This window comes from Moorena bouillonii PNG, from assembly GCF_001942495.1.
GTDB lineage: Bacteria > Cyanobacteriota > Cyanobacteriia > Cyanobacteriales > Coleofasciculaceae > Moorena > Moorena bouillonii.
Window position 1 is genome coordinate 7167297 of the sequence record NZ_MKZS01000001.1, and the last position, 26844, is coordinate 7194140.

22 protein-coding genes, 1 tRNA gene and 3 pseudogenes are annotated in these 26844 nt (G+C 43.0%); 11 read left to right on the plus strand and 15 right to left on the minus strand.

The genetic code is table 11. The features are described from left to right. Positions 1-383: 383 nt before the first annotated feature. Both BJP37_RS29150 and BJP37_RS29155 read left to right on the plus strand, forming a co-directional pair. The gene (locus BJP37_RS29150; protein ID WP_075904094.1) at positions 384-668 is read left to right on the plus strand and encodes a DUF427 domain-containing protein; all 285 of its coding nucleotides are present in this window, start codon (positions 384-386) and stop codon (positions 666-668) included. Between the two features lie 96 nt (positions 669-764). After that, positions 765-846: transfer RNA gene (locus BJP37_RS29155), tRNA-Leu, on the plus strand. Positions 847-980: 134 nt separating this feature from the next. On the opposite strand, the gene BJP37_RS29160 is transcribed toward BJP37_RS29155, so the two are convergent. Both BJP37_RS29160 and BJP37_RS29165 read right to left on the minus strand, forming a co-directional pair. Continuing rightward, the gene (locus tag BJP37_RS29160; RefSeq protein WP_075904096.1) at positions 981-1985 is read right to left on the minus strand and encodes a zinc-dependent alcohol dehydrogenase family protein; all 1005 of its coding nucleotides are present in this window, start codon (positions 1983-1985) and stop codon (positions 981-983) included. A gap of 129 nt (positions 1986-2114) precedes the next feature. Beyond that, positions 2115-3014 (minus strand): Npun_R2479 family HD domain-containing metalloprotein, encoded by a 900-nt coding sequence (locus BJP37_RS29165; RefSeq protein ID WP_229415608.1) that lies wholly within the window; start codon positions 3012-3014, stop codon positions 2115-2117. Between the two features lie 1238 nt (positions 3015-4252). Here BJP37_RS29165 and BJP37_RS29170 point away from each other — a divergent pair. The 4 genes from BJP37_RS29170 to BJP37_RS42965 all read left to right on the plus strand — a co-directional run bounded on the left by BJP37_RS29170 (position 4253) and on the right by BJP37_RS42965 (position 9013). Further along, positions 4253-5617 carry an AAA-like domain-containing protein gene (locus tag BJP37_RS29170; RefSeq protein ID WP_229415481.1) on the plus strand — a complete coding sequence of 455 codons (1365 nt, stop codon included), beginning with the start codon at positions 4253-4255 and terminating at the stop codon, positions 5615-5617. Between the two features lie 68 nt (positions 5618-5685). Further along, positions 5686-5811, plus strand: coding sequence for a hypothetical protein (locus BJP37_RS44030; RefSeq protein WP_269087085.1), 126 nt, complete (start codon positions 5686-5688; stop codon positions 5809-5811). Between the two features lie 65 nt (positions 5812-5876). After that, positions 5877-6002 carry a hypothetical protein gene (locus BJP37_RS44035; RefSeq protein ID WP_269087086.1) on the plus strand — a complete coding sequence of 42 codons (126 nt, stop codon included), beginning with the start codon at positions 5877-5879 and terminating at the stop codon, positions 6000-6002. Positions 6003-6010: 8 nt separating this feature from the next. Then, on the plus strand, positions 6011-9013 hold the full coding sequence (locus BJP37_RS42965; RefSeq protein WP_075904099.1) for an AAA-like domain-containing protein: 3003 nt from the start codon (positions 6011-6013) through the stop codon (positions 9011-9013). 235 nt (positions 9014-9248) lie between these two features. Here BJP37_RS42965 and BJP37_RS29180 read toward each other — a convergent pair whose 3' ends face one another. The 4 genes and pseudogenes from BJP37_RS29180 to BJP37_RS42975 all read right to left on the minus strand — a co-directional run bounded on the left by BJP37_RS29180 (position 9249) and on the right by BJP37_RS42975 (position 13910). Then, the gene (locus BJP37_RS29180; protein WP_075904101.1) at positions 9249-9578 is read right to left on the minus strand and encodes a hypothetical protein; all 330 of its coding nucleotides are present in this window, start codon (positions 9576-9578) and stop codon (positions 9249-9251) included. A gap of 287 nt (positions 9579-9865) precedes the next feature. Then, positions 9866-10585: pseudogene (locus tag BJP37_RS45215) on the minus strand (class I SAM-dependent methyltransferase). Positions 10586-10939: 354 nt separating this feature from the next. Beyond that, on the minus strand, positions 10940-11179 hold the full coding sequence (locus tag BJP37_RS42970) for a hypothetical protein (RefSeq protein WP_143727854.1): 240 nt from the start codon (positions 11177-11179) through the stop codon (positions 10940-10942). A gap of 178 nt (positions 11180-11357) precedes the next feature. Beyond that, positions 11358-13910 (minus strand): penicillin-binding protein 1C, encoded by a 2553-nt coding sequence (locus BJP37_RS42975; protein ID WP_081431374.1) that lies wholly within the window; start codon positions 13908-13910, stop codon positions 11358-11360. Between the two features lie 179 nt (positions 13911-14089). Between BJP37_RS42975 and BJP37_RS29200 the strand changes: the two genes are divergently transcribed. Beyond that, positions 14090-14389: a DUF2288 domain-containing protein gene (locus tag BJP37_RS29200; RefSeq protein WP_075904108.1), complete on the plus strand. Its 300-nt coding sequence runs from the start codon at positions 14090-14092 to the stop codon at positions 14387-14389. On the opposite strand, the gene BJP37_RS29205 is transcribed toward BJP37_RS29200, so the two are convergent. The 3 genes from BJP37_RS29205 to hemW form a co-directional block, all read right to left on the minus strand. Beyond that, complete coding sequence (locus tag BJP37_RS29205) at positions 14382-14978, minus strand: YdcF family protein (protein WP_075904110.1); 597 nt, start codon at positions 14976-14978, stop codon at positions 14382-14384. The genes BJP37_RS29200 and BJP37_RS29205 overlap by 8 nt on opposite strands. Before the next feature lie 259 nt (positions 14979-15237). After that, positions 15238-16089, minus strand: a complete 852-nt coding sequence (gene rsmI, locus BJP37_RS29215; protein WP_075904114.1) for a 16S rRNA (cytidine(1402)-2'-O)-methyltransferase — start codon at positions 16087-16089, stop codon at positions 15238-15240. Between the two features lie 61 nt (positions 16090-16150). Beyond that, on the minus strand, positions 16151-17401 hold the full coding sequence (gene hemW, locus BJP37_RS29220; RefSeq protein WP_075904116.1) for a radical SAM family heme chaperone HemW: 1251 nt from the start codon (positions 17399-17401) through the stop codon (positions 16151-16153). Positions 17402-17823: 422 nt separating this feature from the next. Here hemW and BJP37_RS29225 point away from each other — a divergent pair, with 422 nt between their 5' ends. Next, positions 17824-18903: a PIN/TRAM domain-containing protein gene (locus BJP37_RS29225; protein WP_075904118.1), complete on the plus strand. Its 1080-nt coding sequence runs from the start codon at positions 17824-17826 to the stop codon at positions 18901-18903. Here BJP37_RS29225 and BJP37_RS37745 read toward each other — a convergent pair. Next, entirely contained in the window at positions 18882-19082 is a 201-nt protein-coding gene (locus BJP37_RS37745) for a hypothetical protein (RefSeq protein ID WP_143727855.1), read from the minus strand. The two genes, BJP37_RS29225 and BJP37_RS37745, sit on opposite strands and share 22 nt — an antisense overlap. Positions 19083-19410: 328 nt before the next feature. On the opposite strand from BJP37_RS37745, the gene BJP37_RS37750 reads away from it, so the two are divergent. The 3 genes from BJP37_RS37750 (at position 19411) to BJP37_RS29235 (ending at position 21585) form a co-directional block, all read left to right on the plus strand. After that, a complete protein-coding gene (locus BJP37_RS37750; RefSeq protein ID WP_143727856.1) occupies positions 19411-19635 on the plus strand; it encodes a hypothetical protein in 225 nt (74 codons plus the stop codon). Positions 19636-19661: 26 nt separating this feature from the next. Further along, positions 19662-20834, plus strand: coding sequence for a tetratricopeptide repeat protein (locus tag BJP37_RS29230; protein WP_075904120.1), 1173 nt, complete (start codon positions 19662-19664; stop codon positions 20832-20834). A 163-nt stretch (positions 20835-20997) separates the two neighbouring features. Then, positions 20998-21585 (plus strand): Uma2 family endonuclease, encoded by a 588-nt coding sequence (locus tag BJP37_RS29235; protein WP_070395553.1) that lies wholly within the window; start codon positions 20998-21000, stop codon positions 21583-21585. Between the two features lie 69 nt (positions 21586-21654). Here the strand turns inward: BJP37_RS29235 and BJP37_RS29240 are convergent, their stop codons facing one another. The 5 genes and pseudogenes from BJP37_RS29240 to BJP37_RS45225 form a co-directional block, all read right to left on the minus strand. Further along, positions 21655-22221, minus strand: a complete 567-nt coding sequence (locus BJP37_RS29240) for a Uma2 family endonuclease (RefSeq protein WP_075904122.1) — start codon at positions 22219-22221, stop codon at positions 21655-21657. A 15-nt stretch (positions 22222-22236) separates the two neighbouring features. Further along, positions 22237-23253: pseudogene (locus tag BJP37_RS29245) on the minus strand (RNA-guided endonuclease InsQ/TnpB family protein); the annotation flags it as partial. A 107-nt stretch (positions 23254-23360) separates the two neighbouring features. Next, positions 23361-24473 (minus strand): group II intron reverse transcriptase, encoded by a 1113-nt coding sequence (locus tag BJP37_RS29250; protein ID WP_075904124.1) that lies wholly within the window; start codon positions 24471-24473, stop codon positions 23361-23363. After that, positions 24455-25252 (minus strand): reverse transcriptase domain-containing protein, encoded by a 798-nt coding sequence (locus BJP37_RS45220; RefSeq protein WP_438941545.1) that lies wholly within the window; start codon positions 25250-25252, stop codon positions 24455-24457. Before BJP37_RS45220 ends, BJP37_RS29250 begins: the two co-directional genes overlap by 19 nt. A gap of 9 nt (positions 25253-25261) precedes the next feature. Next, positions 25262-26260: pseudogene (locus BJP37_RS45225) on the minus strand (reverse transcriptase domain-containing protein); the annotation flags it as partial. Positions 26261-26844: the final 584 nt, after the last annotated feature.

Below are 26844 nucleotides of genomic sequence, written 5' to 3' on the forward strand. Positions count from 1 at the left end.
ATCAGGTAACCAAACTATGGATTTGGCTGAGGTGGATTGGCAACTATTCCTGACTGGATTCTAGCCTTGAATTGCAATTATCCTCTATAGGAGTGCTCAATTGGGTGAAGTACTTTCGTCCTGGGTTTTAGGGAGTAGGGAGTAAAGAGTAGGGAGTGGCGTCTTTGAAAATTGAATCTACCTCATCAGTATGATCAACGCTATATACTATTTAGGTAAGTAGCAACAAACGTGACAAGCAACCAGGCTTTTGAAGGTTACAGTTTACGGTCAACGATCAATAAACACCATTTGCACTTCAATGGTGTTAAGCTAGTCAAGTTAGAAATAAGATTAAATTAAGTAAGTCAACTACAAGTAAGTCAACTACAAGTAAGTCAACCATGCCAAAAGCAATCTGGAACGAAGCGTTACTAGCCGAGAGCGACGAATGTGTCGTGGTGGAAGGCAATCAATACTTTCCTCCCGACTCCATCAGCAAGCAGTATTTCAAGGAAAGTAGTACCCACACAACCTGTTATTGGAAAGGTCAAGCTAGCTACTATACCATAGTTGTGGATGGTAAGGAAAATAAGGATGCAGCCTGGTATTACCCGAGCACCAAGGAGAAGGCGAAACCCATTGAAGGGTATATTGCTTTCCGGGGCGGGGTGAGAGTTGAGCTGTAGGTGATAAAGGGACTTTTTAAGGGGGATTTGGGAAAATTTTCCCCAGCAGTTGCCATAAAAGCTATAATATGTGCTATGATCTAAATCGCACGGTACGCGGACGTGGCGGAATTGGTAGACGCGCTAGATTTAGGTTCTAGTGTCGCAAGACGTGAAGGTTCAAGTCCTTTCGTCCGCATCTAAAGGTGCGACCCAAGGGCGATTTACTCGCCCTTGGAGGCGCGCACCTAAGCCAATCAGGGTTATAGGTTTACAGAAACCTATAACCCTTAAGCAATTATTAGGGATTAGCTGTATTAGTGACTATCGTCTTTATGGGATAAGTAGTGCAACCTTACCTGTCATGGAACCAGCTTCGATAGCGTTGTGAGCAGCACCAGCGTCTTTGAGGGGAAACCGTTGGCTGAGGTGAATTTTCAGTTTACCTTCATCAATCCAATTAGCACACTGCTGGAGAATCTCGGTTTGGTGCTGTTGAGCTGTAGTGAGTCCTTTCAAGGCTGGGGTGAGCATGAGTTCTAGACTGATGCGCAAATTATGCGATCGCGCTGTCTTCAAATTACCTTCGGCTGGGTCTAGTTGGAGGATAGTCACAATATCCCCATATACTCGCACTACTTCACAGGTGTCATAAAAGGTTTTACCGCCTACAGTATCGAACGCCAAATCTACTCCCTCTCCCCCAGTCCAATCCAAGGCAGCTTTGACAAAGCTAGTTTGTTTGTAAAGGATAGGATAGTCAGCACCTAAGTGACGCACTAATCTAGCTTTTTCTTGAGAACCGACAGTAGTACAAACTTCAGCACCTTTGAGCTTAGCTAGCTGAATAGCAACGTGACCAACACCACCAGCACCTGCCTGAATCAGCACCTTTTGTCCTGCTTCCAACCGTCCTCGGTCATACAATGATTCCCAGGCAGTGATCAGTACTAGAGGAGCAGCAGCGGCTTCAGGGAAGGAGAGGGATTTAGGCTTGTGGGCAACTAAGGACTGATCAACAACGGCTAGTTCGGCATAGTTACCCGTACCAGATAATCCTAATCCCCCAGCACAGAAATACACCTGATCACCAACCTGGAATTTATCGACACCAGCACCAACAGCTTCTACCACACCAGCACCATCGCAGCCTAGGATAGCTGGCATTTGGTCACGGTAAACGGTGCCTCTACGCCTCAGTTTGGTGTCAATGGGATTAACACCAGCAGCGTGAAGACGCACCAGGATTTCTGTGTCGTTTTTAATTGTGGGAGCTGGTACATCCTGAAGTTCGAGCACTTCAGGTGTACCAGGAGCGGTCATTACAATGGCTTTCATTGGTCATTTGTTAATTGTTAATTGTTAATTGTCAATGATCAATGGTCAATTTTCAATTAACTTTAGACAAATAACTTTGGACAAAACCGCCATTGATGATTTGCCTTGATGATTTGCCTTTTACAGTGATCATGCTGTACATAGTTCTGCTGTAGTTTGACTATAGCGACAGGGATGGCTGAAGGGTGCTGTAGGCTGGGATTGGTGTTCTACTCGAAAGACATTCCCATAGAGATTAGCCAGGATTTGTTTACCAGAAAGGCTTCGCTCTAGGTAGGGCAATGCGGGTTTGATATAAGGATAGACAACATTCCAGTAAAAGTTTGGGTAGTTCCGGCGCAAATCACCAGGATTACGATAGCCTAAAATCTGATTTTTCCCGATTTCTTCAAACTCGTAGAACAAGGCACTAATTTTTTGTAAGTAGCGGGGATCAGCCAGCTGACCAATCAAATCTGCTGCTCTGACTAAACCAGGATAGTTAACCGTGTCTTGATGATCCTGATCAGCAGGTACTGGGAAACGGGTTAATTCAATATTGTGTTTAATCTGCTCAGTATCAATCAGCAGGTGATTACCAAAGTGTTCCTCAATAAACTGCTTACCCCGGTCTACATGATAGGGAGTAAGGCTAGCATCAGTGGCACCTGTAGGCAGAATAATCATACCATTGTCTATTCCTGTGGCATACAATCCTTGGTCTGGTTGGTCTTGGCGACAGATGCCTTTGATATAGCCAATGTCATGGCACAACAAGGAGATAATCACGTGCAACCAGTCTTCACAGGAGACACTCCCTTCGCAGATGTGCTTACCCCACAAAATTTCCTGTCCGACTAGGGTGACTAGGACGGTGTGTTCAATGTTGTGATAAAGAGCGTCACTATTAGCAATATTTTCCAGAGCCATGTGAGTAGCCCAAGTAATCAGCTCACAGTAGTCTGATTTAAGGTTGCCATAAGTGCTGTGGAAACCTGTCTCTAGATTTTTAACACAGGTATCAATGATTATCTCGGTAGGATTAAACATCATGCTAGACATATAGGAAAAAGCGGATCTCGGAATAGGGAAAAGAGAATAGCGATGCAGCAAGAGAACAGGGGAGCCAGTGAGCCCAAAGGGGGTTCCCCCCATGAGCAACTGAGGTGGTTTACCCCATTTGCGACTGCATCAAGACAGGAACTTCGGAATTGGGAAAAAACCCTCTGTACCTCATAAGTATGGAAAACGCTATAGCTAAATCGATGGTAGATAGGTCTTGCATTTTTGATCTTCTAATTTCATAAAATTCTCTTTGAACCTCATATATTCATCAAACCCCACTTGTATACTGACTTACCGCCTGAGATGATCTGACTTATCACTGACTTGTGACTAACTTTTAGTGTGTCAATGGTATATCAGCAACTCCTCATTTAGATTTCAGCTGATCCTGACGGTCAAATCCGGGGGATTTCAGGTTAGGGGTTAGGGGTTAGTAGTTAGTTAATTGGTCTGGCATTGCTCAATCATGCAATGATTTTAATAGTTTTTTGGAATGGGCAAGATGCTGTAGAACGAGCATCTTGCCCGTTTCATTTCCCAGGCAGGATGCCCACCCCACTGATATTAATTCCGCACCTCAGGAATGCCATTGGTCTGACTAACTACTAACGACGTTTTGTTTGGCAGCTCTCAATCCCTATATATAGATCAACGCTAGATCAAAGTCCTCAGCATTCGCCCTGAGGCACTTAGCTTTGTTAGGTTCGGCACAAGGGGCGAGGTATTAACCTTACGTTTGTCAAGTTTTCACCCACTTCGGATCAGGTATCTACCAAGCTGATAGCTGATAGCTAAAAGTTGATCGCTTTATCAACACAACCCATCAAGCTCCCAATTTTGGGTAATACAAGTGCAACAGGGAGTGATATGATCTGACCAGTACTCAGTGCCATCAGACGCAGCGTTTTAGCTTGAGGGAAAAGGCAAAAGAGTACTGAGACATCTATAACCTCGTATAGGTTTGATTGCCATTAATCAAACTTTATACTGCGTTGAAGACATCAGGGTAATTTGTGGAAAAAGGCTCACAAGCCACGTCTAATCCATAATTTGTGTGAAAATCTTCACAAACCCATGGCTAGCTCAGCTTTTCGATAAGCTAGTTAGGATTGGTTTAAAATTAGCAGAAATAGTATCTTTTTTGGGTGCATCTTGATAACCACCTAAACGCTATGTCTAGGGGACAAAACCAATTATTCAAAATCTCTATCGGCAAGACTGAGATGTTCTTAGAAAAATTGAATCAACTAGATTTGACTGTAGCATTTGATCAGCTAACACCTCGTAAACGAGAGGTCTTGAAGAAAATGTTAGCGGGCCAAAGCGATCAAGCGATCGCTAAGTCGCTACACATCACAGAAGCTACTGTCAGAAAACATGTGCAGCAGCTGTGTGAGAAATTTGAGCTGAGGAATGCACCAGGTGAACACTACTCACTTCGTAATCAGTTAATTGACCTATTTAGTGAATATCACCCTAATTTAGTAAATCCAGAGTTATTAAGTAAATATAGATCTTTTCTCGTCCCACCGATGCCAGAGTCAGAAGGGCAACAAAAGCCAGTTCCTCTCAATGCTGACTTTTATGTCAAGCGCATTCCTTATGAAGATCAGTTGTTAGAGGCAATTGTAAAGCCTGGTGCTCTAATTCGGATCAAAGCACCCCAGCAGATGGGCAAAACCTCCCTGATTGAACGAGTTCTGGTTGAGATCAGGAAGCAACGTTATCAAGCTGTGACCTTAAGCTTTGAGTTAGCAGATAGTACAGTCTATAGGGACCTCGGCAAATTCTCACGGTGGTTCTGTGCCAGAGTTGGTCAGACTCTAGGGCTATCAAATAAGTTGGATGAGTATTGGGATGATATTTTTGGATGTAATAGTAACACCACAGATTATTTTCAAGAGTATTTATTAGCAAAAACTGAAAGGCGGATCGTACTGGTTATAGATAAAGTTGATCGGGTGTTTGAACACCCCGTTATTGCTGATGATTTTTGTCGCCTTCTCCGTGGTTGGTATGACATCGCTAGGCGGGGCGATCGCAGTAGCGCTATCTGGAAAAAACTCCGGTTGGTTATAGTACATTCTACAGAAATTTATAGCTCCTTGGATATCAATCACTCACCACTTGCTAATGTGGGATTGGAAATTGAGTTGCCAGAGTTTAGCACAGAGCAGGTACAGGAGTTAGTTAGACGTTATGGACTCGATGGGAATCCCAGAGAAGTCGAGGAACTGATGGCGATGGTGGGAGGACATCCTTATCTGTTGCGCAAAGGTTTAGCTTATATTAAAGATCATAACATTACCCTAGCGCGACTGTTAGAGCTGGCACCCACAGAAGCCGGACCATTCAGTGACCATCTGCGACGCCACCTAGGAAATCTCAAACAGTCTCCAGAATTGGAAACTGCCTTGGAGAAGGTGGTTCAAGCAAACAGCTGGGTAACTATCCCATCGGAGCAAGCCTTTAAGTTATACAGCATGGGGTTAGTAAAGTTGCAAGGGAATAGCGTCATGCCTCGCTGTGATTTATATCATAAGTATTTTTGCGATCGCCTTTGCCAGCGGATTGAACCTGAATCCTGAGTGGGTCAGTTCATAATTTATACATAGTTTAAACATTCTTTATTCATATAACTTTAAATCTTAAACCTATGCTATACCGAATGCCAAAGGCGAATAACAGTCAACCTACCCTTCACCGAACGCCAAAGGCGAACAACCTTCAACCTTGGCCAATAGGCCACGCTACGCGAACAACAGTCAACCTTGGCCAATAGGCCACGCTACGCGAACAACAGTCAACCTTGGCCAATAGGCCACGCTACGCGAACAACAGTCAACCTTGGCCAATAGGCCACGCTACGCGAACAACAGTCAACCTTGGCCAATAGGCCACGCTACGCGAACAACAGTCAACCGTCAACAGTCAACCTTGGCCAATAGGCCACGCTACGCGAACAACAGTTAACAAATAAAATGACCTACGAATATATATACTCAGGGACTTTACCAGCCGATGCTCTTACCTATGTGAAGCGACAAGCAGATAATGATTTATATGAAGGATTGAAAGCTGGACAGTTTTGTTATGTATTGAACTCAAGACAGACTGGAAAATCTAGTTTACGAGTGCAAGTAATGCGTCGGCTTGAAGCAGATGGGGTTGCCTGTGCAGTAATTGATTTATCCATGGATGGTACTCAGCATGTCACTCTCGATCAATGGTATGCCAATATTGTCCGCTCTCTGGCTAGAGACTTCGAGCTAGATATTAATTTACGCACTTGGTGGCGCGAGCGATCAATGATATTTGCGGTGCGACGATTGAGAGAATTTCTTGAAGAGGTTTTGCTCCAGCAAGTTACTCAAAATATTGTAATTTTTATTGATGAAATTGATAGCGTTCTTAGCCTCGATTTTCCCACTGATGATTTTTTCGCGTTTATTCGCGCCTGCTATAACCAACGTGTGGATAAGTCAGAATACCAACGCCTTACGTTTGCGCTACTTGGAGTAGCAACACCATCAGATTTAATTCAAGATAAAAAACGCACACCCTTTAATATCGGTCAGGCGATTCAGCTATATGGCTTTCAGTTGCACGAAGCACAGGGATTAGCGGAGGGATTACAAGGAAAAATTAGTAATCCCCAGGATATTATGAAAAAGGTTTTGTACTGGAGTGGAGGTCAACCTTTCCTGACCCAAAAGCTTTGTAAACTGTTGTTGGATTCTGTATCTACTATCCCAACAGGTGGTGAGGCAGGGTGGCTTGATGAATTAGTGCGATCGCAAGTGATTGATGATTGGAAATCCCATGATAATCCGGAGCATCTTAAAACTATTCGCGATCGTCTTCTTAAGAATGAGCAACGGACTGGGCGATTACTGGGATTGTATCAACAAATTCTGCAACAGGGAGAAATTGCTTCTGATGACAGTTCTGAACAAATAGAATTGCGCCTATCGGGATTAGTGGTTGAGGAGCAAGGAAAATTAAGGATTTACAACCGTATTTATAAAGCTGTTTTTAACCATAATTGGGTAGATAAAGAGTTAGCAAATTTGCGACCGTATAGTAAGGCAATTGCTGCTTGGTTAGACTCCGATTGTCAGGATACATCCTATCTTCTGCGGGGACAACAGTTACAGGATGCATTAAGATGGGCGCTTGGTAAAAGCTTAAGCCATCAAGATTATCAGTTTTTGACCACTAGCCAAGAATGGGAAAAGCGAGAATTTAAAAAGGCGTTAGACGAAATTCAACGGTATTCAGAAGCCAGACGACAAGGGAAACTGAATCCAGCCCTAGCGGCTACCACTAAGCAAACTATCTATGAGTCTCTTGAACACCTGACCCCAGAAAGTTTCAAACATATTGTTTCCAACCTTGAATTAGACTTAGGAGTTTTTAATCAAACCTTATCCATGATGGATACTATGCTCGATAGAGAAGGGTTTGATTCCATTTTCAATGAAATGTTACGGTCTATCACCTTCAAAACTGGAGAGATACTACAGGCGGATCGCACCACTATTTTTTTATTAGATGAAGCCAAAAATGAACTGTGGTCAATTGTGGCTAAGGGTGAAGGAGGAGATTCAGAAGAGATTCGGGTTCCTGGGGATAAAGGGATTGCTGGTTATGTTGCTCAAACTAAAAAAACTGTCAATATTCCTTACGATTTATATGACGATACCCGTTCTAATACTGCTAAGCAATGGGATAACAAAACTGGATACCGTACTTATACCATGCTGGCTTTACCCTTAGTTAATGAACAAGGATATTTAGTGGCTGTTGTCCAATTACTAAATAAGTTAAAACAACCACTAGTTTTAGACGCGCCCTTAGCTAATAAAATTGATATAAAAGGCTTTACCCCAGAGGATGAAAAACTTTTTGCGCAATTCGCCCGCTCCATTCAAATGATTCTTAAATCCTCTCGGTTATTTTATAAAGCAGCTCAGAAACAACGAATAGCTTCAGCATTGATAAATGCGACACAATCTCTGGGTAAAAGTAGCTTGGATCTAGAAGAAACTTTGAATAAAGTGATGAATCAGGCTCAAGAGCTAATGTCTGCTGATCGCAGCACAGTCTGGATGTTAGATGAGGAACAGGATGAATTATGGACAAAAATTACGGTTGCTGATGGCACATTAAAAGAAATTCGGATTCCCAAAGGAGCTGGCTTTGCTGGTCAAGTTGTTACTACTAAACAGCCATTGATAATTCCCTTTGATCTCTATGACCATCCCGATTCAGAAACTGCTAAAAAAACTGATAGTCAAACCGGTTATCGCACCTGTAGTTTGTTAGGGATGCCTGTGTTTAACGCCGATAATCAATTAATTGCTGTTACCCAATTAGTCAATAAAAAGAAGCAGGGCAATTTTCCCCCATACAATCCCGCCGATTGGCCTAAGCCTCCCGATTGTTGGAAGGCAAGTTTTGATCGCAGGGATCAAGACTTGATGGAAGCATTTAATATTCAAGCGGGTGTAGCGCTCCAAAATGCCAAGCTGTTTAGTAAAGTCAAGCAACAACAGTTAGAGCAGCGAGATTTAGTCTTTAATGTATCTAGTGGTGTAATTTTTACCAATAAAACCGGTCAGATTATCCTAGCCAATGATCACGCTAAGGATTTTATTGGTTTAAAAGATATTGAGGAGAAGTCTTTACGGGACTTGCTCCACATTAAAGAAGGTAATTTTGCCGAATGGTTCGATCTAGCATTAGTGGCCAAGAATGAAGAAGAACGTCGGCAAGATTATTCAGCTCAAACCTTAGTATCCCATAATACTCAAGCAGAGCACAGTGTGAATTTATGTATTATCTCTTGTCCTGATGCTTCTGATGTTAATCAGATTTCTACTATCCTAGTAATTATTAATGATAGTGGCGATGAGAAACAAAAACAGGATCAACAAAAGCTCGTGCGTAGTGTGTCTAGGGTCGGCAATCTTTATGGTTGAAATTATTTCATAATTAGAGATGATGTGGCTTCAATTAAGTGATAAATTTGGATTAGAACCCAGTTATTTAATTAAATTATTTAATTCAGGGTCATGTTTGGGTATAAAACTGTAGATGCCAAATCCCTGAATCAAAAATGTCCGTATTTCTTGATTAAAATCTTGATTAAACTGTAGATGCAAAACTCCTGAAACGACAAATCATCACCAATTTAAAATCAAGACTATCAGAAACTTAAGCGTTTTTATTTTGTTTATCTAAATACTCCTTAACCCCTTTTAATGTATAAAATTCAGCGACTTTATTTTCGTCGTTATCAAGAACTTTATACCGATATAGATTTGGGGCTCCAATACAACCATCATTTTCAACAATTAACTCCTTATAGCCAAGTTTTTTAACTTTTTCATAACAGCTGTTATGCGCTTTGACATTAATGTTGTTTTCATCAACATTACACTTAAATTTTGGCTTTACTCCAGCCTCGACTTTATCAGCTATCTTATCGACTTTTTCACCTATATTTTTTAGGGTTGATTTAATCTCGTTTAACTTTTCTAGCACCTACTCATTCCTCCGGAATTTAATTTCATTCAATGTAAATACAATTTCAGTAATTTGCTGTGATCTGAATCAACTTATTGTCTGATTTTTATCACCGACATTCTATTCAAAAAAAACCTTGTTACTCTCAAGGTAAGCTATAGGATTTTTCTTTGAATAGTGAATATAATCTCTTAAAAAAAGGCAATAGGCAAGAGTTAATCAACTAGGGATGTATTACCACTGCCTACTGCCTACTGCCTACTGCCTACTCCCAGAATGAAAGTATCTTACCTAATTGAGAACTGCTATAATGACTTGTCACTAACTTGAAAAACCATCAAATGTTGGCTGGATAAATCATTATTAGTTTCTTGCGAAATTAAATTCACGGCTTCCATTTCTTTTTTTACCTACTTCTGAGTCATTTTAGGCAAACCTTTAATAGGAATAAGTGGGTTTTCTTTTCGATATTCCACCAGCACAACTCTTCCCTTTGGCTTGAGAGCTTTAACAATCGATTCCATCATTTATCGGGGATATTCAAGCTCATGGTAAACATCTACCATTAAGGCTAAATCAATACTATTTTCAGGAAGTGTAGGGTCAGTTAAACTTCCTAATATTGTCTCGACGTTATTAACATTATTATCTTCTGTGAAAAAGTCAATGACGTCGATAATTTCTGGCTGAATATCTACTGCTAATACTTTTCCTTCCGGTACCAAAGGAGCGATTCGGACGCTAAAATAACCAGTGCCTGCTCCAATATCTGCAACAGTATCTGTAGGTCGTAAATTAAGAGCATCAATAACTACAGAAGGTTGCTCTTGGGATTCCCTGCTAGGGCGTTCTAGTCATAACATTTCCTGATGTCCCATTACTTTAGCAATTTCTCGACCCATATAGAATTTGCCAATGCCATCTTTGCTATGAAAAGAGCGGATTGTATAAACGTCACTAGTATTGATGTTTGCTTTTAGTTCCCGAGTATAGGTATAATTCGTTAGTACTAAGTAGTCGGACAAAAGTAAAATTAACTCTTGAAATAGGGAGCAGGGAGCAGGGAGCAGGGAGCAGAGGGGCTTTTGGCAACTTTACACAAGTTAATACAGCGATGCAGCGCGGTCTTGGGGAGGCAGCGCGGTCTTGGGGGTTCCCCCCATGAGCGACTGCCGTTGGTTTCCCCCATGAGCGACTGCATCAAGAAGTGAGGTTTATTTTTGTCCAGGTACTTAGAACTGGGATGAGTAAGACAGCGATCGCAGCTGCCAAGATATATTTCCTGAAGTTTGCCATAAAAAATCGAACCACTGAAACTCCCCGGTATAACCCATGGATGCAGGTAGATTATAAATTAACTATTTACAATTAACCAATCACTAAGGACCAGCAATAGAAAACCCCCGGCGAGTTGGTGGATTTTCTGCTAACTGCACCTGAAAACTGACGCGATCGCTAATGTCACCGCTTTTTACCTCTAATGTCCAATCCCCAGGACCGAGAGGCCAAAAGAAGGAATTGGATGAGTTGGTAGTTAGCTTTTCGCCATTCAACCACCACTCCACGGACTCAGACTTTACNTGAGCGACTGCCGTGGTTTCCCCCATGAGCGACTGCATCAAGAAGTGAGGTTTATTTTTGTCCAGGTACTTAGAACTGGGATGAGTAAGACAGCGATCGCAGCTGCCAAGATATATTTCCTGAAGTTTGCCATAAAAAATCGAACCACTGAAACTCCCCGGTATAACCCATGGATGCAGGTAGATTATAAATTAACTATTTACAATTAACCAATCACTAAGGACCAGCAATAGAAAACCCCCGGCGAGTTGGTGGATTTTCTGCTAACTGCACCTGAAAACTGACGCGATCGCTAATGTCACCGCTTTTTACCTCTAATGTCCAATCCCCAGGACCGAGAGGCCAAAAGAAGGAATTGGATGAGTTGGTAGTTAGCTTTTCGCCATTCAACCACCACTCCACGGACTCAGACTTTACCCCAGCCACCTTGAACTCTAGCCGTTGAACAGCACTTTTGTTATCCCGATCGGATTCAGTAGGGTACAGCACATATAAATCCCCCTCCCGAGGAGACAAAATTTTCAGTTTTCCTGGCGCTAGATTTCCTTGGGGTTGTCTTGCTAACCACTCGTTGTATTCATCAGGTAAATTAACGATGTACTGGGGGGATTGCTGATTAGCTCCAACACTGGTCATCTGATAAAACGTATCGGATTGACCTTCGTAATCCTGGAGGTCGTCTGGATAGAAGTATTCCTGGACAACAGTTGGACAAGCAGGAGTGGGACGCAAACCGGAAAGGGCGCACACTGGACGTTGGACTAAACCGGGAGGAGCTTGAAACGGAGCAGGTTCTTGAGATTGATGCAGGTGTAACATAATCCGATGCCAGAGGGGAGCAGCACCAATCACCCCAGACACTTGTTCCATGGGCTCACCATTAAAATTGCCTACCCAAGTGGCAACGGTATAGTTTTTGGTGAATCCCACAGTCCAAGTATCTCGGAAATTAGAAGAGGTGCCAGTTTTAACAGCAGCCGGAAAAGGTAAATTCAGTACTGAATCGACACCAAACCCCTGAGCACGAGCTTGAGGGTCACTCAGTATATCTGTTATTAATGCCCAGGTTGAAAGGGTTGAAAGTTCAAGGTTGGAATGTTTAAGGTTGGAATGTTTAAGGTTATTTGGTTGTTCGCCTTTGGCGTTCCGGTAGGGTAGGTTGAATAGTGGGCTTTGCATACTTGGGGGATGATCTGACAATTGTTTACTTTTCTGTATTCCCTGTCTTCGTGCTCTTGCCCCTCTTCGATAAACCGACAAATCATCCCTATTTGGCGAGGGGCTAGATAGCGTAGTGACAACGGATGTGGGTTGTCCAAGTCGTGCTAGGGTGAGGTAGGCGCGAGCTAGTTCCCAAAGACTAACTTCGCCACTACCTAGGGTTAATCCTAATCCATAATGTTCTGGAGACTGGGTGAGGTGTTCAAAGCCTAGTTGATGTAAGTGCAACAGAAAGTTTGATACTCCAACTTTTTCCAATACCCTAACTGCTGGGATATTAAGGGAATTGGCTAGAGCAACGCGAATGCGAACTGGTCCGAGGAAAGTTTCGCTGTAATCGGTGGGACTGTAGAGTCTAGCTCCGGGAATCGGGTAATAGGTGGGGATGTCGGCTAAGACGGTGTTGGGACGAATAATGCGTTGCTCTAGGGCTAACTTATATAAAAAAGGTTTGAGGGTGGAACCGGGTTGACGTAGGGCTTGGACTCCGTCATTGCGTCCTAATTCAGCTTCGGAAAAGTAATCGGGAGAGCCGACATAGGCGTATACTTCACCGGATTGATTCTCAATGACAATAGCAGCAGCGTGATGGACATTTTTATGGGCAAGCTCGCGAACTACTTGCTGCACTTGGGCTTCAACAAATTCCTGTAGGGGACGGTCGATAGTAGTACGGATTTGGGAGGGATGTTCTGATGGTAATTGGTTGGCAACCAAGAATAAAAAGTGTGGGGCGGCAATTATTCCTTGCTGTCGAGGTAGTAGGGAAATAGCTTCCTCATAGGCTTGGTCTGCTTGAGTAGCGGTGATATAGCCATCCTCTACCATTCGGTTAAGCACATAGATTTGCCGCCGTTTGGCAGCATCCCAGTAATAATAAGGATTGAGATAATTAGGATTATTGGGTAGACCAGCTAATAGGCTGGCTTGAGCAACATTGAGTTCACTGGCGGGCATGCCAAAATAAATCCGAGCAGCAGCTTCTAAGCCATAGATATTGCCACCCATAGGGAGTCGGTTGATATAGGCTGCCAAGATTTCATCTTTACTCATCCCTGCTGCTAATCGCCAGGATAGCCAAATTTCTTGGAATTTGGCAGGTAGAGTGCGGGGGTTGGGTTCCAGCATCCGTGCCAGTTGCATGGTGATGGTGGAGGCACCACTGACAATGCGTTTCGCCTCAATGGCTTCAATTAGCGATCGCATAATTGCCCGCATCTCTAATGCCCCATGGTGATAAAACTCTCCATCTTCTGCGGCGAGAATAGCATGGATAAAGTGTGGGGAAATTTGATCGAGAGGGACAACCGCAGTATGGTCTTGGTCTCGACTGAGGATTGTGCCTAGAGATAAACCATTGCGGTCACGAAATTCTACCGCTAGGTCATCTTGAACTAAATCTTTAGCACGAATGGGAGCGAGATAGGGAAGCGATCGCACCGTGATGCTAAGCAGCGCCAAGCCAAGGGCTAATTTTACAGCGCGCCGATGTTTGGGATTTAGCCTCAACCACATTTTCTGTTTGATGATGTTAATCGAATTTCTCATCAGGGAAACAATCTTGTGTAGCTCATTACTATGAGAACCGTTATAACCGAATGGTTAGAGGAAGGCTGAGGTGGAAACCTGAGGTGATTAGAGTTTTGATCAAATAGTTAAATCTAACAAAGCATCGGAGCAATTTTGCTGTATTTTTAAAGAACTGTTAAGAAAACGTTGAATTAAACATGGATTTAAGAGTACAATTGGCGGAATCCTTGGATGAGACAACCTGGGACTTACTGATTCCTCATGTTAAACGAGATGCAGTACTGGTGGTGAATGAGGGACTGGATTTGTTGGATGTTGGGGTAGCGATCGCAAATGATGATGTGCTATCTGTCCAACATTGGATCAGTGAGCAGCTAATGCACAAGCCTTTGCTTGAGCAACTCTCTAATTGGAACAGCAACCAGAACAAGCGGTTTCAGGCTCTGATTGTACAACCCTACGTACTGGTGCAAGAACTCTCAACGGACTTCACTTGATTAACCTTTTCGAGGCTTGCCCTAATTCAGCCCCTGTATGACCTGTCGTCAACCACAACAAAGCCCTAGCCCCATCTCGCAAAGCTTTATCAAGGGGTTCAGTAGACTTTTCGGAAGGAACAGGTAAGGGCTTGAGAACAATTCCTCTACTGCCAAGAACGATATCACCAATCAAGCGAGCACGGCGCATATGATAGTCAGAAGTAATCAAATAGACACTATCGATGTCCTGAGCTTCTAACTGATCCACTAACGTGGTAAAGTTAGTCACCGTATCTACCGCTTTGTAGTCTAGGTGGAGGCGACTGACCTCAATTCCTTCCCGGGTAAATAACCGTTGAGCATATCCCTTCGGGCTGCCGGAAGATACCCAAATTTGGAGGTCTGGGTGCTTGATGGCAAATTTGGCAGCATATCTCTCCCGCGCTTCAGATCCCCCTAAAACTAAGGCAACTTTTGGTTGCACTAAATAGCTTTCAATCCTTTTGTAACCAAACATCAGAGTAAGTGCTAAAACGAGTGTCACCCATGGTATTAATTTAGCTTTATAGTTAGGGGCTGATGAGTGGGAGTGAATCCTGAAAATCATAACTCGAATAGATGTCGAATAGATAGATGGCGTTGTTTAACTCAAAGCGCAAGTTCGCAGCTTTGTTCAGGGATTAGTCATTACTTGTTAATTGTTGATTGTTACTTGCTACTTTTTACTTGCTACTTTTTACTTGCTACTTGTTACTTGCTACTTTTTACTTGCTACTTGTTACTTGTTGATTGTTAATTGCTACTTTTTACTTGTTACTTGTTAATCAACAAAAACCAAAAAATTGAGAAAGATTTAGCAATCAAGCTTAGTCTTGGTCCTTGACCGGAAAAACTGATGAAGGAATTGTCAAGGCTAGTTGATAGAGTTGACGTCGGGGGAGTTGAGTTAGCTGAGCTAACTGACGACTCGCTTGCGATCGCGATACTCCCTGAGCCATAATCTCTATCAATTGAGCTTCTAGTTCAGCTTTTGATAACATAGGCTTGTCTTGGGAAGCTCCACCAATTACTAGGGTAAACTCTCCCTTGGGTTCTAGCTTAGTAAAATGAGCGATCGCATCCCCAATAGTTCCCCGCCAAAACTCCTCATGGAGTTTAGTTAATTCCCTAGCCAATACAATCCTACGGTTTTCTCCCAAACAGCTTGCCAAATCTCGCAAGGTATTAAGCACGCGGTGAGGCCCTTCATATAAAATCAACGTTCTTGGTTCCCCCTTGAGAGAGTCTAAACGTTTTTTTCGACTTTGACCCTTGGTGGGTAAAAAGCCTTCAAACACAAATCGGTCTGTCGGTAGTCCCGCAGCACTTAATGCCGTAATTCCAGCAGTAGCACCTGGTATTGGCACTACCGATATCCCTTCCTCAATAACAGCCTTCACTAATTTATAGCCAGGGTCAGAAATGCCTGGCATCCCAGCATCCGTCACCAACGCAATCGTATTTCCTTGACCCAGCCGATTCAACAACTCGGGTAAACGCTGGTCGTGATTGTGTTTGTGGTAACTCACTTGCGGCGTTTTAATTTGAAAATGGTGCAATAGCTTACCGGTATGGCGCGTATCCTCCGCAGCAATCAAATCCACGGATTGCAGAATTTCCACTGCCCGAAACGTCATATCCTGCAAATTACCAATTGGTGTTCCCACCACATAAAGCATTCCCACTTGTCTTCTTCGTGTATCCTTACGTCTTTGCGGTTAATCAACAAATCACCGGTCCCTACCCCAACAGATCAAACAAGTCAGCCAGAATGGTATTGGAGAACAAAAACCCATCCGGGTCAGTTAATCTCAACCGTCCTGCCACTGGTAACCTTTGAGCATCGGATAAATTAACCCTTTCGCCATTATCTCCCACAACCTCTACCCAGTTACAACCGTAGTATTGCAGCAAAGCCGTCCAAATCTGTTCCAGAATGTTTTCCCCAAACCTCTCAGCTAGCATAGACAGACTCAACCCCTCTGCCAAGCGTAGACCTAGCATTAGGGTTTCTAACAACACATCCTCTGAAGTTGTGGGTGAGCCATCGGAAACCCCACCTGCTTGTACCAACTGTTCCACCCAAGCATAATACTCCCGCCTCGTCCGTGGTCTAGTGAACCGATATCCTTGAGTATAGCTAGCTGCACCCATGCCAAAACCGTAATAAGGGCGGTTTTCCCAATACACCCGATTGTGACGGCATTGATGACCAGGCAAGGCATAGTTAGAAATTTCATAATGTTCGTACCCCACGCTAGTAAACACCTGCTGTGCTAAGCGGTACATCACGGCAGTGGTTTCATCAGTCGGTAAAGGCTTAGTTCCAGAGGTGTACTGGCGGCCAAAGGCAGTGACAGGCTCAAGCACTAGGTCATAGCTGGAAATGTGGGTAGGGGCAATCTTGACCGTTATTTCCAGAGACTCCTGCCATTGTTCTAAGGTTTGATCCGGTAGACCAGAGATTAAATCAAGACTAAATTCGGGAACCTCTACTTGATGGATCAGTTCGATAGCAGTGACGATATCTTTAGAGTCATGGGTACGGCCACAATTGCTCAGTAATTTATCTTGAAATGCCTGAACCCCTAAGCTGACTCGATTGACCCCCAAATCTCGGTATCCCCTTAACTGATCTTTGGTGAAGGTTCCTGGATCCATCTCCATGGAAATCTCGGCATCAGCCGCAATTCCAAAGCGCCTGTCTAAGGTATCTAGGATTTTTGCTAGTTGTTCAACTGTCAGCAGGGAGGGGGTTCCACCCCCAAAGAAAACTGTGTCTAAACTCCTTGTGGTGGGTAGAGTGATATTAATTTCCTGACATAACACCTCGACATACTGATCAATCATGCTAGAGGTACCCTGTGTGGCCTTATCCCCTACCACAGAGACTGGAAAATCACAGTAATAGCATCGACGTCGGCAAAAGGGAATATGAACATAGGCAGCACTGACTCTTAAAGAATCGCAAACTTTCTCATAATTTCTCATAATTTCTCATAATTATGTAATAAATTGACCACTGGCTTTTTACGGTAATACTTCAATCAGGTAAGCCAATCCGATACCTGGGATGAACAGTTATTAATTAAATAAATTTTTTATTAGTTTTATGATCATCTTTTGGCTAACCTCAATCTCCTCCGGAGCGAGATTACCCGCTTAAGAAGAGTCAACAGTAGGGACCCTGTAACTCCCTTGAGCAGATAACTCCAGCCCAGAGAATTGCCCAAGCTATTCCTCGGTTAGCCTAGGTAATTCAACGGTTTACTGAAGCTAAGTCGTATCAGAAAATACAGCGATGTAAACGATATACTAAATATAGTTGTTGACTATCATGTTGACGACAGTTTATGCAATCGTTTTAAAAGTTTTCCTAAAAAACCAACTACAAAACCAATTGGAAAGGAAGAATGCTTGACTTCGTCATTATACTTTTATTTATCATAGCAGCAGCAAGCATAGGCTTCGACAGTGTGGAATTGCTACCCGGTCATGTGCAAGATCAAGTCAGCAATTTGACAGCGTTACGCTCGACTACTGCATGCTTTGGTGCCATTATCGGACTAGCGCTAGGGTTAATGGCCCAAGTAACTTACCGTCGGGTAGAAGCCCAAGTGCGAAAAATGCCGATTGAGGTAATTTTGACCAGGGCTATTGGTCTGATCCTGGGACTGCTGTTAGCTAATTTGATGCTAGCGCCAATTTTCTTACTCCCCATCCCTTCTGAATTTTCCTTCATCAAACCCCTGACTGCCATTTTAGGAAGTGTGATGTTTTCCTTCTTGGGCATTAGTCTAGCCGATACCCATGGTCGCACCTTCTTGCAGCTGATCAATCCTAATAGCTTGGAATCAGTTTTAGTGGCAGAAGGCACCCTCAAACCAGCCTCAAGTAAAGTTCTAGATACTAGCTGTATCATTGATGGTCGGATCGAAGCACTGCTTGAGACGGGTTTTATCGAAGGTCAAATTCTGGTTTCCCAGTTTGTATTACTAGAATTGCAGCAACTTGCCGATGCTGCCAATGATCAGAAGCGAACTCGGGGACGGCGGGGGCTAGATATCCTAAATCGGATGCAAGCCGTTTACCCAGAACGCTTGGTGATCCATTCCGCTGATTACGATGACCTACAAACTGTAGATACCAAATTGGTACGTTTTGCCCAGGAAATTAATGGCACTCTTTTAACTAATGATTACAACTTGAGTAAAGTGGCTAAGCTCCAAAAGGTGCCAGTGTTGAATGTCAATGATTTAGCCCAAGCGGTGCGTCCTCTGTATCTACCGGGTGACATCCTAGAGCTGAAAATCCTTAAGGGGGGTAAAGAACCTACCCAGGGAGTTGGTTATCTTGATGATGGCACAATGGTAGTGGTAGAAGAAGGCTATAAACACATGGGTGTTGAACTGCCAGTCATTGTTACCTCAGCCTTGCAGACCTCAGCAGGTAGGATGATTTTTGCTCGACCTCAAGCTTCGGTGACGGTTTGATATTGGTGTTTTATAGGTTGTTCGCGTAGCGTGGCCAATAGGCCAAGGTTGAATGTTGTTCGCGTAGCGTGGCCAATAGGCCAAGGTTGAAGGTTGCAGGTTGAAGGTTGCAGGTTGAAGGTTGAAGGTGGTTTAGTTGAAGGTTGTAGGTTGTTCGCGTAGCGTGGCCAATAGGCCAAGGTTGAAGGTTGGCAGGTTGGCAGGTGGCAGGTGGCAGGTTCTTCGCCCTTGGCTTCCCTTGTAGCTTAGGTTACAGGTTGAATATTATAAATCCAGGTTTGCTGTTGTTAAGGCTCTAATATTCAACCATCAACCTCCTAACCGTCAACCGGCCAACCATCAACCTCCTAACCTTCAACCTCCTAACCGTCAACCTCCTAACCTTGGCTTTTCGGCCACGCTACGCGAACAACCTCCTAATCTTCAACCTTCTAACCTTCAACCTCCTAACCTTGGCCAATAGGCCACGCTACGCGAACAACCTCTTAACCTTCTAACCCTCTAACCTTGGCTTTTCGGCCACGCTACGCGAACAACCTCCTAACCTTCAACCTCCTAACCTTCAACCTCCTAACCTTGGCTTTTCGGCCACGCTACGCGAACAACCTCCTAACCTTCAACCTCCTAACCTTCAACCTCCTAACCTTGGCTTTTCGGCCACGCTACGCGAACAACATTCAACCTCCTAACCTTCAACCTCCTAACCTTCAACCTCCTAACCTTCTAACCTAATGACTGATCCCATGCTTAGCCTATGCATGATTGTTAAAGATGAGGAAGAATTATTACCACAATGTTTGAGTAGTGTCAAGGATGTAGTGGATGAGATGGTAGTCCTAGATACAGGTTCAACGGATCGGACGATTGAGGTTGCCAAAAACTATGGCGCTAAAGTTGAACAGTTTGAATGGTGTAATGATTTTGCAGCTGCTCGCAATCAGGCGTTGAAGTATGTGGAAGGGGAATGGGTGCTGGTGTTGGATGCTGATGAAGTGTTGAAACCGGAAGTTGTACCGGAAATCAAGCAGGCTATCCAAAATAGTTCCTATCTAGTTATTAATCTAGTCCGGCAAGAAGTGGGTGCTACTCAATCTCCCTATTCTCTTGTGTCCCGTTTGTTTCGCTATCACCCAGATATTCGCTTTTCTCGCCCCTATCATGCTATGGTGGATGATACTGTAGCGCAAGTTTTACAACGAGAACCCCAATGGCAGGTGGTGTCTCTATCCCAGGTGGCAATCTTACACTACGGTTATAGCTATGATGCGATCGCATCACGGAATAAGTTGACTAGAGCCCTTACGGCGATGGAAGGCTATCTGGCTAGTCATCCGTTTGATGCTTATGTGTGTAGTAAACTCGGGGCGCTTTATATTCAAAATAATCAAGTAGACCAGGGTGTGGAGTTACTCAAGCGTGGTTTAACTGGCACTGAGCTAGAGCCAGCGGTATTATTTGAACTACACTACCATCTGGGGAATGCTTATACTCGCCAAGGAGAGCTCAATTCAGGAGCAATACATTACCAACAGGCGATTCAACAACCGATTTTGCCCCAGTTGAAATTAGGAGCTTACAATAACTTGGGCAGTTTGTTGTTACAAGCAAGGGAGTTGAATCACGCCAAAACGGCTTATGAAATGGCAGTTAAGATAGACCCCAGTTTTGCCCTTGGACATAATAATCTGGGCATGACTTGGAAGGCTTTGGGTCAGATGGAAAATGCGATCGCATCCTATCAGCAAGCGATTCAACTCAACCCAGAGTATGGAGAGGCTTATCAAAACTTGGGAGTGGTTTGGCTTAAATTGGGCAAGGTTGATCAGAGTTTATCGGCATTTAAAAAAGCGATCGCACTTCACGAAACCCATAACCCAGCTGAAGCTCAGCGTCTTCGTCAGGGACTTCAGGCTATGGGATTTCAGGTTTAATCTTATTAATTATAAGATCAGTCCTCAATTGGGTTAAGGGCTTTTATCGTTTCAAGCTTTCCCTTAACATACTAGGTAATTAAGACCCGTTAATCTTTGATTTAAGTTTTCAGGCATCCCTTACAAAGACACTAGATAAACTTTCAATATTTAGAGAGTTTTCATGAATACTACCACTATCTCCTTACCCCCTACTCTAGAATTAAAACTGGACTTAACCGACGAACAATTCTGGCAACTTTGTCACGACAACAGCGACTTAAGATTTGAGCGCACTGCTACTGGAAAATTAATTATTATGTCCCCTACAGGTAGCACCACAGGTGAACGAAATGCTGATTTAATCTATCAACTAAAAGCCTGGAGTCGCCAGAACAATCTGGGTAAAGTGTTTGACTCTAACACTGGATTTACACTTCCCAATGGTGCAGACCGCTCTCCTGATGCGTCTTGGGTTCAGCAAGAGCGCTGGGATGCTTTAACCCCCGTTGAACAAGAAAGATTTGCCCCGATATGTCCCGATTTCGTAGTAGAGTTAATGTCTCCTAGCGATTCTCTCGAAAAAACTCGTTCTAAAATGCGAGAATACATGGAAAACGGGGCAAGACTTGGCTGGTTGATTAACCGAAAACAGCGAAAGACTGAAATTTATCGTCCCCATCAAGCTGTAGAAATTATCAACAATCCTGATACTATGTCTGGGGAAGATGTCTTGCCAGGATTTGTGTTAGATCTTTCAACAATTTGGTAATTTTTAAATGGTATTTTGGGGTTTGTGTCTTCAGTAAATCATAAGCATATGCTGAATGCTTACCTTTAGCTAATTACCTGACATCTTCAGCCAACCAAAAATACGATCTACTGTTAACTCTAGGTTAATATCCTCTAATACAGAAGGGTGATTGCTACCTAGTAACAATTCTGGTTCTTGACCCGGTCGAAACACTAAAATAGACCTATCAGCAGCATCAATTAACCAAGATAGCTGACAACCATGTTGTAAGCAATAGAGAATATTGCCAATTACCCGATTTGAACTCTGTTCTGGAGAAAGGATTTCAATTATCCAATCTGGGTACAATAAAAAATCATTGGGAACTTCCCCATGGGCATCAAACGGAATTCGTGACCATTTGAAAACCGCTATATCAGGTACAATAGAGCGTATGCCAAAACTACAGCGCAACTCTGGGAAGGCATAAGCAATTTTCTGGCTTTCTGTGTTTTCGTTGATACTATTGCATAGCCTGAGCTGCAATCGACTATGCTTTCCTTTCGGCATTGGCTTCTGGACAATATCGCCGTTGATGTATTCCCTGGCTGGCTTTGTTTCTGGGAGCTTCAGAAATTCTTCCAGGCTATGTGCTGCGGTAATTGTGACAGTCATCGCTCGTGACAGCTCCTACACTGACTCTTTGAGTTCAGTGTAGGCTTCCCAGCCAATCCGGGCATCCCTTAGGAGGCGCTGGGCTTTAAGAACGGACTGCCCTGCCGCTCTGTTTTTTATATTTATTGCTGCATTATGGTCACGATTGGCCGTAGGCCACGCTACGCGAACGAGACTACACCCACAATGAGGACAATCGTGCCATCGTACATGCAACTTTTTAGGAACTTTTTTACCGCAATTGGAACAATTCTGTGAAGTATTTTTGGGACTTACTGGAACCGCCAACAAGCCAGCATTCAAGGCCGTAGGCCACGCTACGCGAACGGCTTTGCTTGTCAGGATTGTCAGAAAGCTTGACCACCCAGCATCTAACACAGATTTAGCCAATCGGGATCTTGAAAGTCCTTTGACGTTTAGCTTTTCGTGAGCAACCACATCATATTTTGACAGCAAGTAATTGGCGGTTTTAAAGTGGAAGTCTTTCCGCTTGTCCGCTACCTTTTTATGCTGTAAACCGAGCTGTTTGATAGCTTTAAGTCTGTTACTTCCTCCTTTCTTCCGTCTAGAGACCCGCTTTTGAATAACCCTTAATCTTTTCTGAGCCTTTCGGTAATATTGGGGAATTTCAACAGACTCCCCGTCAGAAGTGGTCAAAAACTCCTTAAGACCAACATCAATGCCAACTATTAAGTCAAGATTAATATCAGGCTTAATTTCGGGGATTGTCTTGTCTTCTAGGGATAATATCAGGTAATAACCATCACATTTTTTAGTAACAGAAGCAGTCTTTATCTTGAATCCATCAGGGATAGGGCGATGTAGTACAACCTTTACTTTACCTATTTTAGGTAGGTTAATTACATTGCCTTCCAAGCACCATTCCTTCATTTGAGGATAGGTAAACGTACGGTAGCGGTGTTGTTTTTTAAATCTAGGTTTTCCACTTCGCTTTCCGTTACTATCTCCCTTAATAAATCGATCAAAAGCTAATTTTACTCTTTTTACTACATCCTGGAGTACTTGGGAGTATTAAACTAAGCCGGTGAGTCGCCTCACCGACTCGTCTCCAAAACCGTACGTGACACTTTCATATCATACGGCTCCTCATTACAGTACAATCCTTGACAGTGGCTCCTCTAGAACGGGTTTTCATCTAACTCATTGGAGTTGATTCTCTTTCCGTGTTTGGCATCGTGACAATGTAGGTGTAATAATTCGAGATTTTTGTCTGAATTATTTCCCCCTAGTGCGCGTGGTATTATGTGATGTTTTTCCATTAAATCTCCATCCCTAAAGGTAAGACCACAATGAGTGCATTTCCCTTCTTGCCGTTCTAAAAGTTTTCCCTTCTGAGTGGTCATCTCAGGATGCTTTCTCATTCTGGTATTCCAATATATTAGGTCTCCATCATAGGGACTTCTGGTATCCTGGATTTTTGTGTGCCTTACAATTTTTGTTTTGGCATGTTTGGGGAGATAATTATCTTTCCCTGTCATAAATGTCCAGTTATCACCTTCGATGGTTCCCCAGTATTTATCGTTTACCCAGGTTTTTGATTTCTTTGGATGTCTCCTGTATCCCCATCTTTGGAGTTTATTCCAAAGCATGTTTCCTAATTCGTCGAAAGTTTCTTGACTACAAACACTCTTGTAGTAATTACACCATCCACGTATAATTGGTTTTAGGTGGCGTATTAGTGCCTCCTGAGGGGCAGCTCTGTGTTTGTCGATAGATTTTGAGAGCTGCCTATAATGCTCTTGAACTTTTTCCTTAGATGGTTTGATGATGGTTTTAAAACCTTGTTTTGACTGGTGTTTACCTACTTGGTATTGACGGATAGTAAATCCTAAGAAATCAAATCCGTCAAGAGTGTGGGTAATTTTGGTCTTACTTGGTTTTAATTCCAATCCCATGTCATTCAACCATTCGTTGATGATTCTTTGACATTCTTCTACCACAGTTTGTTCTTTATGCAGGATGACAAAGTCATCAGCATATCGAATCAAATTTAATGCCTTTTTGTTTCTTTTTTTATCTCCTTTCATAGATTTGGCATATTGTTTGATTCGTTCCTCCATTCCGTGAAGGGCTATATTTGCCAAGAGTGGGGATATAACTCCACCTTGGGGAGTACCCTCTTTTATAGATGAGAATGTTCCGTTATCTATCACACCGGCTTTTAACCATGATTTGATTAATCGTCTTAGTGACGGATATGTATTTAATTTTGTCAGAAGTGCATCANCCATCCACGTATAATTGGTTTTAGGTGGCGTATTAGTGCCTCCTGAGGGGCAGCTCTGTGTTTGTCGATAGATTTTGAGAGCTGCCTATAATGCTCTTGAACTTTTTCCTTAGATGGTTTGATGATGGTTTTAAAACCTTGTTTTGACTGGTGTTTACCTACTTGGTATTGACGGATAGTAAATCCTAAGAAATCAAATCCGTCAAGAGTGTGGGTAATTTTGGTCTTACTTGGTTTTAATTCCAATCCCATGTCATTCAACCATTCGTTGATGATTCTTTGACATTCTTCTACCACAGTTTGTTCTTTATGCAGGATGACAAAGTCATCAGCATATCGAATCAAATTTAATGTCTTTTTGTTTCTTTTTTTATCTCCTTTCATAGATTTGGCATATTGTTTGATTCGTTCCTCCATTCCGTGAAGGGCTATATTTGCCAAGAGTGGGGATATAACTCCACCTTGGGGAGTACCCTCTTTTATAGATGAGAATGTTCCGTTATCTATCACACCGGCTTTTAACCATGATTTGATTAATCGTCTTAGTGACGGATATGTATTTAATTTTGTCAGAAGTGCATCATGGTTGATTTTGTCGAAACATTTGGCTATATCGGCATCTAGTACCCATTTGGGTTTTTGCTTGATACTTTTAAATATTGCTTCGATTGCATCGTGACATGAGCGTCCTGGTCTAAATCCGTAGGAATTGGGTTCAAATTTTGCTTCCCATTCCGGTTCTAGAGCCGCGCACGCAAGTGCTTGTAAGGCGCGGTCATACATGGTGGGAATCCCCAATGGGCGNTGACGGATAGTAAATCCTAAGAAATCAAATCCGTCAAGAGTGTGGGTAATTTTGGTCTTACTTGGTTTTAATTCCAATCCCATGTCATTCAACCATTCGTTGATGATTCTTTGACATTCTTCTACCACAGTTTGTTCTTTATGCAGGATGACAAAGTCATCAGCATATCGAATCAAATTTAATGCCTTTTTGTTTCTTTTTTTATCTCCTTTCATAGATTTGGCATATTGTTTGATTCGTTCCTCCATTCCGTGAAGGGCTATATTTGCCAAGAGTGGGGATATAACTCCACCTTGGGGAGTACCCTCTTTTATAGATGAGAATGTTCCGTTATCTATCACACCGGCTTTTAACCATGATTTGATTAATCGTCTTAGTGACGGATATGTATTTAATTTTGTCAGAAGTGCATCATGGTTGATTTTGTCGAAACATTTGGCTATATCGGCATCTAGTACCCATTTGGGTTTTTGCTTGATACTTTTAAATATTGCTTCGATTGCATCGTGACATGAGCGTCCTGGTCTAAATCCGTAGGAATTGGGTTCAAATTTTGCTTCCCATTCCGGTTCTAGAGCCGCGCACGCAAGTGCTTGTAAGGCGCGGTCATACATGGTGGGAATCCCCAATGGGCGTTTTTCCGTTCGTCCAGGTTTGGGAATCCATACCCTTCTGGTTGGTTTGGCCTTTCTTTGAACTTTAAGGCTGGCTACTAAGGCGAGGCGTTGTTTTGGTGTTAGGGATTTAACCCCGTCTATTCCGGCAGTCTTTTTGCCTTTGTTCTGTTGGGTTACCCTTCTAACCGCAATCATTTTAGCTGACCAGGATTTCATCAGGGTTTTTTGCAGCTTTCGCACCACGCGGACATCACCACGGCTTGAGGCTCGATATATTCGTTTTTGTAACTTAAAGACAGTCATTTCTAGCTTCCGCCAGTTGACTTTCTTCCATTCCGACTGTGGGGCGAACCCCCGAGTTTTAGACATATTCATTACTACTGGCAACTATATCTCTTCCTGTAACGTGAGTCTGTCAGCATATCCTAGGCATTACCCTAGACGTTAGCTTTTGACTCTATCTTTCCTACACATGACTTGCGGCTAACTACCTACTCAGTAATCGACCTTACTGAGAGTGCATGTGAGGTTACTTCGTTCCTGATAACCATTCTGTGAACTTTTAGGGTGGTACTATTCACCGGGAGTTATGTGGGAAATCGTTACAAGGACATCCAACTTTGTAATCCTAACTCCGTTGACTTTTTTGTCTGTAGCGTATCAAACCTTCTTTCGCTACACTACAATGACGATGATTCAAACATACCTTTCTCTCGTACCCATGAGTTCTCTGCCTGCTACTAACATCGGTCAGGTTAAGGATGCTTCGCTGTTCAACCCTTGCATCAATCCATGGGTTTGTTATGTCCATAAATCAGGGTAGGGCTTTCACTCGGATTTCGCGAGGGATGGATTTACACCATCATGGTTATCAAGTTGTCATGGTTCAGTAGACCAAGCGGCTAATCCCCCAAACCTTATTTAGGTATGATTTCTAGCCAACGAATCGCACG